The sequence below is a fragment of the Desulfitobacterium nosdiversum genome, from assembly GCF_049860565.1.
Classification (GTDB): domain Bacteria; phylum Bacillota; class Desulfitobacteriia; order Desulfitobacteriales; family Desulfitobacteriaceae; genus Desulfitobacterium_A; species Desulfitobacterium_A nosdiversum.
In genome coordinates, this window is record NZ_CP172056.1 from 3,606,298 (window position 1) to 3,617,129 (window position 10,832).

Annotated in this window: 12 protein-coding genes; 4 read left to right on the top strand and 8 right to left on the bottom strand. The window is 37.5% G+C overall.

All coding sequences use genetic code 11. The annotated features are described in order from the left end of the window. Positions 1 to 16: 16 nt before the first annotated feature. The 3 genes from ACHOLT_RS17635 to ACHOLT_RS17645 all read right to left on the bottom strand — a co-directional run bounded on the left by ACHOLT_RS17635 (position 17) and on the right by ACHOLT_RS17645 (position 2,868). Complete coding sequence (locus ACHOLT_RS17635) at positions 17 to 814, bottom strand: endonuclease III domain-containing protein (protein ID WP_425803307.1); 798 nt, start codon at positions 812 to 814, stop codon at positions 17 to 19. A gap of 102 nt (positions 815 to 916) precedes the next feature. Beyond that, positions 917 to 1,735 carry a TIM barrel protein gene (locus tag ACHOLT_RS17640; protein WP_425803310.1) on the bottom strand — a complete coding sequence of 273 codons (819 nt, stop codon included), beginning with the start codon at positions 1,733 to 1,735 and terminating at the stop codon, positions 917 to 919. 257 nt (positions 1,736 to 1,992) lie between these two features. Further along, positions 1,993 to 2,868 (bottom strand): DMT family transporter, encoded by an 876-nt coding sequence (locus tag ACHOLT_RS17645; RefSeq protein ID WP_425803313.1) that lies wholly within the window; start codon positions 2,866 to 2,868, stop codon positions 1,993 to 1,995. Between the two features lie 153 nt (positions 2,869 to 3,021). Here ACHOLT_RS17645 and ACHOLT_RS17650 point away from each other — a divergent pair, with 153 nt between their 5' ends. Further along, positions 3,022 to 3,912 carry a LysR family transcriptional regulator gene (locus ACHOLT_RS17650; protein WP_425803315.1) on the top strand — a complete coding sequence of 297 codons (891 nt, stop codon included), beginning with the start codon at positions 3,022 to 3,024 and terminating at the stop codon, positions 3,910 to 3,912. A gap of 275 nt (positions 3,913 to 4,187) precedes the next feature. On the opposite strand, the gene ACHOLT_RS17655 is transcribed toward ACHOLT_RS17650, so the two are convergent. Together ACHOLT_RS17655 and ACHOLT_RS17660 are read right to left on the bottom strand one after the other, a co-directional pair. Then, the gene (locus ACHOLT_RS17655) at positions 4,188 to 4,427 is read right to left on the bottom strand and encodes a GlpM family protein (protein ID WP_425808135.1); all 240 of its coding nucleotides are present in this window, start codon (positions 4,425 to 4,427) and stop codon (positions 4,188 to 4,190) included. Between the two features lie 15 nt (positions 4,428 to 4,442). Then, the gene (locus ACHOLT_RS17660) at positions 4,443 to 5,042 is read right to left on the bottom strand and encodes a GNAT family N-acetyltransferase (protein ID WP_425803317.1); all 600 of its coding nucleotides are present in this window, start codon (positions 5,040 to 5,042) and stop codon (positions 4,443 to 4,445) included. Positions 5,043 to 5,263: 221 nt separating this feature from the next. Here ACHOLT_RS17660 and ACHOLT_RS17665 point away from each other — a divergent pair, with 221 nt between their 5' ends. From ACHOLT_RS17665 to ACHOLT_RS17675, 3 genes are all read left to right on the top strand, one after another. Further along, positions 5,264 to 6,199, top strand: coding sequence for a LysR family transcriptional regulator (locus ACHOLT_RS17665; protein WP_425803320.1), 936 nt, complete (start codon positions 5,264 to 5,266; stop codon positions 6,197 to 6,199). A gap of 659 nt (positions 6,200 to 6,858) precedes the next feature. Beyond that, positions 6,859 to 8,337 carry a ribosomal protection-like ABC-F family protein gene (gene abc-f, locus ACHOLT_RS17670; RefSeq protein WP_425803323.1) on the top strand — a complete coding sequence of 493 codons (1,479 nt, stop codon included), beginning with the start codon at positions 6,859 to 6,861 and terminating at the stop codon, positions 8,335 to 8,337. A gap of 171 nt (positions 8,338 to 8,508) precedes the next feature. Then, positions 8,509 to 8,811, top strand: coding sequence for a hypothetical protein (locus ACHOLT_RS17675; RefSeq protein WP_425803326.1), 303 nt, complete (start codon positions 8,509 to 8,511; stop codon positions 8,809 to 8,811). Between the two features lie 692 nt (positions 8,812 to 9,503). Here ACHOLT_RS17675 and ACHOLT_RS17680 read toward each other — a convergent pair. From ACHOLT_RS17680 to ACHOLT_RS17690, 3 genes are all read right to left on the bottom strand, one after another. Then, positions 9,504 to 9,836 carry a hypothetical protein gene (locus ACHOLT_RS17680; RefSeq protein ID WP_425803329.1) on the bottom strand — a complete coding sequence of 111 codons (333 nt, stop codon included), beginning with the start codon at positions 9,834 to 9,836 and terminating at the stop codon, positions 9,504 to 9,506. A 59-nt stretch (positions 9,837 to 9,895) separates the two neighbouring features. Beyond that, positions 9,896 to 10,036 (bottom strand): AbiH family protein, encoded by a 141-nt coding sequence (locus ACHOLT_RS17685; protein WP_425803332.1) that lies wholly within the window; start codon positions 10,034 to 10,036, stop codon positions 9,896 to 9,898. A gap of 281 nt (positions 10,037 to 10,317) precedes the next feature. Next, the gene (locus tag ACHOLT_RS17690) at positions 10,318 to 10,584 is read right to left on the bottom strand and encodes a hypothetical protein (RefSeq protein ID WP_425803335.1); all 267 of its coding nucleotides are present in this window, start codon (positions 10,582 to 10,584) and stop codon (positions 10,318 to 10,320) included. Between the last annotated feature and the right edge of the window lie 248 nt (positions 10,585 to 10,832).

Genomic DNA, 10,832 nt, shown 5'->3' on the forward strand with positions numbered 1-10,832 from the left:
ATTAGATTCAATCAAATTATGCATATATATCTCCGCCTAAATGAATTTTTCTTTCACATAAGTTAGAAATAGGACAATTATCACATAATGGATTTGTTGGCCGGCAATATTCCCTTCCAATAACCCAAATAGGAGTAGTAAGCTTCCCTGGAAAATCAGGATAAACTAGTTTTGCCGCTTCAGTTACTTGCTCTAATGTATCACTCTTAACAAATCCAATTCTTAAGAAGACCCTTCTAACATGTATATCATAAGCAATATCAATAATATGAGCATCCTTTACATAGACGCCTTTATCTCTTACTAATAACATTGTTCCAAGAGCAGCTTTTTTTGAGCTAATACCTTTAAAAGCACATAATCGGTAAATTATTTCTTTAGCACTGTCTGTATTTGACCAAATATTAGCACCATCTGCTTGATAATTATCTATAATATGCTTACTCGCTAAATAAAGATAATTAGCTATTCTTCCTGGATATCTATGTAAAGCTGGCTTATCTTTTATAGCCTTCTCAATTTCATGCTCATATCCCTCACTCCCCATCTTGTGCATATCAAAATGACCTAGTCTTTTCTTTAAGTGAAACGGCAAAGACCATGCTAGTTCAGCTTTTGTAGATTGATCAGATATTAATCCAAAAATGAATGCATTAGCATTGTTCTCAATAAATTCTCTTGCTTCTTCTGAAATCAATGACCCAAGCAAAACACTCTGATCTAAACAAGATTCTTCATAGTAAGATAACAATTTTTCACTTAACTCATTTTTTCTTAAATATGTTGATTCCATAGCTTTAAATATGCCCTCCATCTTTTTGCTCCAGTTTAATAAGTGCCCAATTTTTATTCCTATATTTAGGAACACTTATCCATGTACCTTCAAAGTTATCGACTAAGACAACTTAGACAATATTCATAATTTTTTAAAAGTATTTTTCAATAACAATGCATCTTTCTCTACCAGAGGTCCCTCTACAATTATACATCCTTTGACGTTATAATCTTTTATGGCTTTTAAACACTCTGAATAGTTGAAATCACTTTCTAATAAGGGAAGATGGTTTTTCTCGCCTTTTTCATTGTAGTTTATTCCACCCATGTGGATATGCAAATCATCTAGAGCAGACCTGCCCAACTTATCCAACACGTATTGCAGTATTTTTGCAAAATCATCATAGCCTTTTAAAGAGCCATTCTGTCTTGCATGTATATGAGAAAAGTCAATACATAACTTGCAGGAACGTACTTCTTTACAGAGAGAAACTAATTCCTCAAGTGTCCCAAACTGGGTTCTTTTTCCCGTAGTCTCAAGCCTATAATCTATTTCTTTATTTGGAAGCTTGAACAAGTTTTCTTTTATAGTATTATAAGCCTCCTCCTTTGAGTCCTTTAAATAAAAACCCGGATGAAATATTAAACTTTTCCCCTTAACCTTTGATAATCCTTCCATTGCATTTGTTATTCTTTCCATTGACTGTTCTTGCTTTTCATATTCATCTGCATTTAGATTTATATAATGTGATCCATGAGCCGACAGATAAAAATCATTATCTAGCTTAGTTTTTAATATTATATGCTTATTTTTATCTGTCACATTGACACTTCTCACAAAAAGGAGTTCCATTGCATCAAGCCCTATTGATTTTATATAGTCAATGCCAGAAGCATAGTTAATTTTTTTTGATCCACTGCCTATTGGTAATCCTGATATCCCAAATAATAGTTTATCCATATTTTTTCCTTACACTTTCAAACAGTAATAATAAATATAAAGCGTTCCAACTTTCCTGATTTAATATTTTCATTAATTCCATAATAGTTATTCTTATTTATTTTAGCATGATTTTCAAAGACCAAAACCTATCAACCTTTCACCCGCTCAATCCTCGTAACGCTTTCTGTATGCCTTGAACCGTCAAAAAAGATGCTGCTTGAAGCTGGTACCCCCTTGGAAGAAGGATATCCTCTTGAAAAAATCGCCCCTCGGATTCAAATTTTTTCGGGCAAAGCGTAGCACTTTTTTTCACCTATCCAAATAGAACCTAACAACAAGACAGCGCCGATCAGCTTCAGTAAAGTCATTTTCTCTCTTATTACCAAAGCTGAAATCAATAGTGATGTAAGAGGATCGACATAGCTCAATACGGCGATACTTTGGGCTTTTAGTCCTTTCATTCCGGCGAAAAACAGATAAAACCCAACTCCTCCATGAAGGACTCCCAGCAGTAACACCAATAAAACCGTTTTACCCGTGAGAGAAGTAAAAGCGAAGCCATCCGTGAACAATACAAATGGGAATAATAGCATAACCGACAAACCAAGCTGCAGAAGCGTATTTGTCAGCCCGTCCAGCCCCCGAATAAACTTATTGGTTAGTGTCAAAGTGGCATAGAAACTCGCCGCAATCAGCCCATAGCCGATGCCAAGCAAATGATTCCCGGTTGTTTCCAGCGTGCTGTTTTGCAATATAAGGAATAACCCCAGCAAAGCGCCACCGATACATATCACCTTTTTAAGCGACAACTTTTCTTTCAAAACCAAAGGTGAGAGCATAGTAACAAGAACAGGCGCGAAATAATAGCTCAGTGCCGCATTGGCAATTGTTGTTTCCTTGTACGCCTGAAATAAAAAAATCCAGTTTCCGCTTAATGCAATGCTTGCTATAAACAGAGCGACGGCATTTTTCTTCACAATGCCCCACGATACCTTCTGCTTCTTGCATCTGAAAACGATCAGCAAAAATATTGCTCCGATCAGACCCAAGAACAACGCTATCTTACTAGAAGACATTTCAATGTATTTTGCAAATACTCCAACTGCGCCGAAGATGATCATCGACAGCATAAAATATAGTTTTTCCTTCACAATATTTTCCCGCTTTCTACTGATAGAAACTGACGTAGCTTCGCTTGATTTTGCAACATATATAGGGTATCATATGCTTTTATATAACAAAAGCGAATGTTTATCATATTAAATATGACAAAAGCAGATAATAAAAGGGGGGGTAAACGTAGTATGGATATGAACATCCAAAAATATATGGCTTTTGCCAAAACCGTCGAATATGGCAGCTTTACAAAGGCGGCAGAAGTATTGAACTATTCCCAATCCGGCATCAGCCGCATGATTAACGATTTGGAAAAGGAATGGCGCGTGTCACTCCTTGAGCGTGGACGTGCCGGTGTACGCCTGACTTCCGACGGATTAAAGCTGTTGCCGTTTGCTCAAAGCGTATGTAACGAATATCAGAAATTGCAGGCGCAGGTAGACGAACTGAACGGTTTGCAATCGGGGCTGATTCGAATTGGTACATTTTCCAGCGTAGCAACGCATTGGCTCCCGAATATCATCAAGGAGTTTCAAAAGGACTACCCCAATATTGATTACGAGCTTTTGTTGGGCGACTATACGGAAATAGAAAGCTGGATTTTAGAGGGGCGCGTGGATTGCGGCTTTCTTCGGCTTCCCACACTCCCGGAGTTTGAAACAATTTTTTTGGAACAGGATAAGCTGCTTGTGGTTTTGCCGGAAAATCATCCGCTGGCCGACTGTGAATGCTTTCCTGTAAAGGCGCTGTGTGATTACCCTTTCATGCTTTTAGAAAAAGGCGCTAAGGCTGAAATATCGGAAATATTTGAAAAATTTAATATTGAACCCAAAATACATTTTACGACATGGGATGATTATGCCATCATGTCAATGGTGGAAGGCGGTTTGGGCATCAGTATTTTACCGGAGCTTATTTTGCAGCGTATTCCATATCGAATTGTAACAAAGGAACTGGACATACCGGCGTACCGTAAGATTGGTCTTGCAATGAGAGATAAAAAATCAGCGTCGCTTGCAGTTAAGCGATTCTTAGACTATCTGCAATGTAGGAACAACCCTAAGAAAGAAAGGGTGTAACAACTTCTTCCCGCTTTATTGGATAGAGATGCAACCACCACAATCTTCATTATGTAATCGGGATTCCCTAATTTCCATAAAGTATTTTTTGCATGTTAAACCTTGATAAATATTTCCTCCATTCTTTTTCGCTGCAGCAGGCAATAAAAAAAGGCCATGCTTCTCAAATAAGAATACATAGCCTCTTGTGGTTCGAGCTGCCTGACGGCAGCTTTATTAAATTGTTATGGGATTATAAAAAACAAAGTCATTCAAGACTTTCCATCCCAATAACTTTAGATTTTTTGTATTATAATATGGTTTGTTTTATTCCAAATTAGCACCAGCGCTGATGACAAAATTAACCATACTGCACTTGCTGCGAAAATTGAAATAAATATATGGTTCTTTTTTAAAGTATAATTCAATACAAGAAGAAAAATAGCAAAGGGTATGGACGCTAACATTGCAAAACAGGTTGTTGCCCGGACTTTTGCTGCTCCTTGTTCCAAATACATGAAATAATATGCAAGAATGCTTAGGCCAACAGCTCATTTGGAATGATGCGGTTCATTATAGCGATTCAGTATTTCCGTGATCACATTCTTGTCAATCTCTTGAATTGACACAAACGGCTTGGGGGCAAGGCAATAATCTCCAATGGTCTTTTCAAACCATGCGACATCATGCCACGCGCCGCATTTGTACCCTGTGCTGTGGTATACGCCCAATTTTTTGAATCCGAAATACTCATGCAATTTTTCGCTGTTCTCGTTAGGGGAGGTAACACCCCCGTATACGCTGCGTACATTTTGCATCTGCAATATCTCGATCAAGGCACTGTAAAGCGCTTTGCCCACCCCGCAGCGCAAACAGGCTTTATCAATATAAACAGACAGCTCCGCATTCCATTGGTAAGCAGCCCGCTCCATTTGTCTGTGAGCATATGCGTATCCGATGATTTTGCTATCCGAAACGCAGACGATATAAGGATAGTCAGATGATATTTCCCTTATGCGACTCCTAAATTCATCTACGGAAGGGGTTTCATATTCGAAGGTGATAGCCGTATCCTTAATATATGGCTCATATATTCCCAAAATTTCTTCGGCGTCCGCTTCCTGTACAAGCCTAAAATTTATCGTCTTCATGTTTACTTTCCTCTCTTTACCTGATAGCAGCATTTTGGACGCAGTCGATATTACTTTTACCTATTATCAGCTTTCGCTGCATGAGTCAGGTTAATTTTCAAAATTCATTGATATATGCGTGTTAAACATATTATAACTCGTTCTGATCGGAAAAGCATAATTGACATTTCTATTTGTTCGCAATAGAATTTAGTTATAGCAGGCTTACAATAAAAGCAAGTATGAAGGTGGAAAACATGACGCTGCAGCAATGCCGATATATCGTTGAGGTTTCCAAACATAATTCTATCAGCAAGGCTGCTTCCGCACTTTTTGTAACGCAGCCCAGCATCAGCAAGGCAATCAGAGATTTAGAAAATGATTTAGAGATTACAATTCTGGATCGAACAAATAAAGGGGTAGTCTTTACAAAAGAAGGCTCAGAGCTGCTGTTTTATGCCAAAATGCTGATTGAACAGGCGGAATCTGTTGCCTATCACTTTAACAGGCAAAAGGAAACGGACTTAACAAAACTCTCTATTTCCTCTCAACATTACGGCTTTGCAATAGAGGCGACAGAAAAACTGATGGATTATCTAACTGAACGGAAGTACGTGCTGACAATCCGTGAAGGTAAAACAACAGACGTGATCGAGGATGTATATGCAAGCAGAAGCATACTCGGGATTTTATCTATCTCCAACTTAAACGGGGAATTCTTTGAGCGTTACTTTATCTCAAAATCATTGATTTTTACTCCCCTGCTTTTGATGAAGCAGCATGTTTTTCTTAGAAAAGAGCATCCTCTTGCACATCTCAAATCTATCAACATAGAACAACTGAGGAACTACCCTTATCTGACATACCATCAAGACGATATACCGCTTTATTTTGCGGAAGAATTCATCGATGTAAGCTCTATCACCAAGTTGGTCTACCTGAAGGATCGCGGCGCCATGAATAATCTGCTGTCGAATACAGACGGCTACAATCTTGGCACAGGCTGCATTGTGGAAAACTATATGAATCCAAATATAATCTCTATACCGTTGGAAGGGCATAACGATATTCAAGTAGGCTTGGTTAAGCGATACGATCAATTGCTTCCGGAAGAGATTTCGGTTTATATTGATTTCTTGACAGCATCCTTAAAAAAATCAGCACCAAAAGATTTGTAAAATGGATGCTGATCCTGTTAAGCCTGCAATTTATAAGGTGACATCTTCAAAATATCGAATGTCATCTATGAAATGCCCATAAAAATCGGGCTAAAAAATGCACTTTTTCAGCCCGATTTCTGCTCATTTTTTGCTTCAAAGCCACTACATATAGTGGCTAAACCGTCTTATTTGCCCATTGAACCACAATACGTCATCAGAATTATACACTCAACGTGCCTTGAGGATACAAAAAAGATGCCGATTGTATATCCCAACCCACATCAGCAAACATTAAACAGAACAGCAAAATTAGTCCCGGCTGCCCGAGAACTCTGCCCTCAATATTGCCCCAATATATCTTAAGCCTATGAAACCTAACCCGAGAAATTAATTGACTACTCTATGGAATTGAGTTATACTATCCTACAAATAAAAATTTTGATGATTTGAGGTGGAAAGGTGATTAAATTTTCTTGCTGATATTATTATGCATAACAAAGGATTTATGTGCAGGATGTCCGCACTGTTGCTTTTGTTGTGCGATTGCAAGAAAGTTTGATACCTATTCACTCATATAAGTTTTGTCTTACCATATCTGGTTTGACTTTGCTATATTTATGAGATGCAAGAAGTAGCTTTCTTGCATCTCATTTTTTTATACGGAGGATATTGATAAATTGTCTTTGATTAATGTCGCAAATCTAACTTTTGCTTATGAAGGAAGTTACAGTAATATTTTTGAAGATGTCAGCTTTCAAATTGACACAAATTGGCGGCTGGGTTTTACTGGGTGTAATGGCAGAGGGAAAACCACTTTCCTTAAGCTGTTGCTGGGAAAATATGATTACAGCGGAACAATTTCGGGCAGCGTCGTATTTGAGTATTTTCCCTATGAAGTATCTGACACGGAATCTTTTACAATTGATGTAATACGTGAGATTAGTCCGAATGCGCTAGACTGGGAGATCATGCGTGAGTTATCCTTGCTTGATGTGACAAATGATGCTCTATATCGGCAGTTTTTCACACTTTCAAAGGGAGAGCAAACAAAAGCCCTCTTAGCCGCTTTGTTCCTGAAAGAAAACAGTTTCCTGCTGATTGATGAACCGACCAACCACCTCGATGCTATGGCACGAATGATATTGAGCAATTATCTTAAAAGCAAGAATGGATTTATTTTAGTTTCTCATGACCGTGCTTTTTGGGATAACTGTGTTGATCATATTCTTGCTATCAATAAAACCAATATTGAAATACAGAAAGGCAACTTTTCCTCATGGTGGAATAACAAAGAACTACAGGATAACTTTGAATTGGCTGAAAATGAAAAGCGGAAAAAGGATATCAACCGTTTAACGGCTGCAGCGCAAAGGACATCCGACTGGTCTGAGCGCGTGGAAAAAAGCAAGCACGGAGCAACCAATTCAGGTAGTAAACTTGATAAAGGATTTGTTGGACATAAAGCGGCCAAGATGATGAAGCGCTCAAAAAGCATTGAGAGTCGTCAACAAGCCTTAATCGATGAGAAATCGAATTTGCTTAAAAATATCGAAAACAGCGAACCCTTGAAAATTTCTCCGCTGCGATATCATACAAATCGTCTGGTGGAGCTTTCTGACATTTCTATTGCTTATGGAGAAAGAGTCGTTTGCTCAGATGTAAGTTTTGCAATAGAACAAGGTGATCGAATAGCCTTACAAGGGAAAAATGGCTGTGGCAAATCCAGTATCTTGAAACTGATTTGCGGAGAAGAAATTGTCCACACTGGAATATTGAGGAAGAACGGAAGGCTAAAAATCTCCTATGTTTCACAAAATACGGCAAACTTAAGCGGGACTCTGACTGATTATGCACAGTACAATTGCCTTGATGAAAGCCTCTTTAAGGCGATCCTGCGTAAACTTGATTTTTCAAGAGAGCAATTTGAAAAAAGTCTTGAAGATTTTAGTGAAGGTCAAAAGAAAAAGGTGCTAATCGCAAAAAGCCTTTGTGAACAAGCGCATCTGTATATCTGGGATGAGCCATTGAACTATATAGATGTCCTGTCACGAATGCAGATTGAAACGTTGCTGCTTGAATATCATCCAACAATTTTATTTGTTGAGCACGATAGTGCTTTTTGCAGCCATATTACTAATAAAATTGTACAATTATAGATAAGGAAAAAGTGAAACTATGAATAGCTATAAAATTGCCGTTACTCATGATGAGCTCCATGCAAAGCCAGATGCTGCTGGCGGTCTTTGCATGGAGCGATAAGGAATAACCGCCGCTCATGCTGGCTTTGCTTCTTGATGATTTCGATTTTCAAGAGGAGGAAAGCCTACATGAACTATTCAAAATATGAAGCAATGAAACAGATTATAGCAGACATGAAGTTACCGGATTATCGCTATGAGCAAATTATAAAAGCAATCTTTTCACAACACATTTCAACTTTTGAAAGGATGAGCACACTATCTTTAGAATTAAAAAAATCTTTGATAGATACCTTCGGGTCATCTGTCTGCTGCACGGTGCCGGTTGCGTGTCAGACGTCAGGACAAGCGGATAAATTACTATTTTCACTGCTGGATTGCAACCGCGTGGAAACGGTAAACCTGCATTACAAAAAGGGGAATCTTTGGTGATGAAAAAGATTGCATAACAACTGCTGAATCATTTCATAAGGAAAATGAGGTATAATTGTAAACGGATTATATATGAGCAACCACTGCCCTTGCAATTGAAATAACATTGACAGTGGTTGCTCTTTATTTATTCATCTTACACCGTTATATTCTTCAAAATATCCTATGTCATCTATATTTTTGCTTAAAAAGTCAACCTGAGACATATGGCAATTTTTAATTCAAAACCATAAGATTTCGTGGTAAATTTTTCCTATTTCCCCTTTCTACCACAATTCATCATCATTATTATCGTCTCAACGTGCCTTGAGGATACAAAAAAGATGTCGTACCCCTCTGGTACCCACTTGGCGGGTCAGTCAGCTTAGCCATGCTTCATTAGTCAATTGGTCCATGCATTGGTCACGCAAAATATTAGCTCAATACTTAATCGCTTCACATTCAATTAAAGCCTTTTTGTATTCGGCTAAATAAAATTTATTATCAACATAATGGCTAAAATACTTAGTTATTGATAAGCCATATATTATAACAATAATAAAAGACACAAATAATAATCCTGTCGCAATATCAACTCCTGATACGCTTTTGTTGAGTAGCTCATTTACTTCTTTGTTCTTGTTAATATAAATTCCAAGCCAGTATGTAAAAAATGGTGTTGGAAATATTATTTTACAGAAGTCAATCTTCTTTTATAGAATTTCGATTTGATTTTCAATTTCTACTATTCCTTTTTTCAAAGAAATTACCGGATTTTTATCATCACGCATAATGTCCCTGATTACTGCCGTACAACCTAATCTTTTTTTAAACCAATGATAGACTCTGAAAAATTCAAACACCAAAGCTGTTGCTACAGCTAAATACAAATAGATTTTATACTTATTGACAAAGCCTGTGTCTGGCAAAAGCATACTACCTACTACTAGCCCTATTACAACAAAGAATATAATCTCAAATACCCTCATTACTGCTCTTTTAAGCGATACCTCTCTAATAATTTTTTCTTGCATTTCCAATTCCATATCAGTAACCCTCTTCTGAAAGTATCATTCCTATGTTTATTGATCTCTTAAACACTGATTTATCGTATAAAGCTCCTCTGTGGACCCCCTATATCGCATGCATCATAATGATATTCCAATAAAAAACTACGATAATTGCAGTATCCGGTGTTGTAACCATGGTGCAAGTCGAATCCATTTCCACATATGTAAAGTTTCATTTGTTCTCCCTCTGACTGATGTGCTGATATAGCCTATAAGCCTGCGCCGAATCATTGGCGAAGAATTTCAGACACAAATTCATCATTGTTGGATGCTTTCCCAAGAAACGAATTAGCTGGTCATTTTTAATAAATTTCCAATCGTCACTTAATTGGTTCGCCAGTATATTTATCTGTTCCATAACCTTCCGGTATCCTTATCCGGCCGCTCTTGACGTCGAGTTGCCAGATACTTTTCATATTTCTGTATGCCTTGAGAATGCTGTTACTATTGTATAAAATTAATCATTTAGCATGTCTTTAATTCTTCTTGAAATTCTATCACCAAATTGCCATGGCAAAGAGGCACCGAGATATGGAGAAGTATACGTATAATTACCTGTCACTTTATCAAAGTCTAAAAACGAATTCCAATCTGTTTTTCTAGAATTAGATTCAAATGTCACCTCAACTCCAAATCCATAAATTGAAATATTTAAAACTTCGGGCATATCCCCAGAAACACTATATACTATACTATCAAATTCAGATTCACTTAGTTGTCTCATATATACCTCCGCAAAAACTGTCATCTGTTTTATATCCTCAAGGGTACTACATAAATCAATTGCGATAAATATGGCATATAATCCCTTAATTCCAATGCTTTACGCCCTCTCCAGCAGGCAGCAGCATTCTGAATGCCTTGAGTGTACAAAAAAGATGTCGTTAAGACACAGCGGTTCCTTGGCAGAGGGTATTTTTCTCTAAAGCAGATTGAATAACCCAAAACCTTTCATCGCACTTCTCTTCAGAA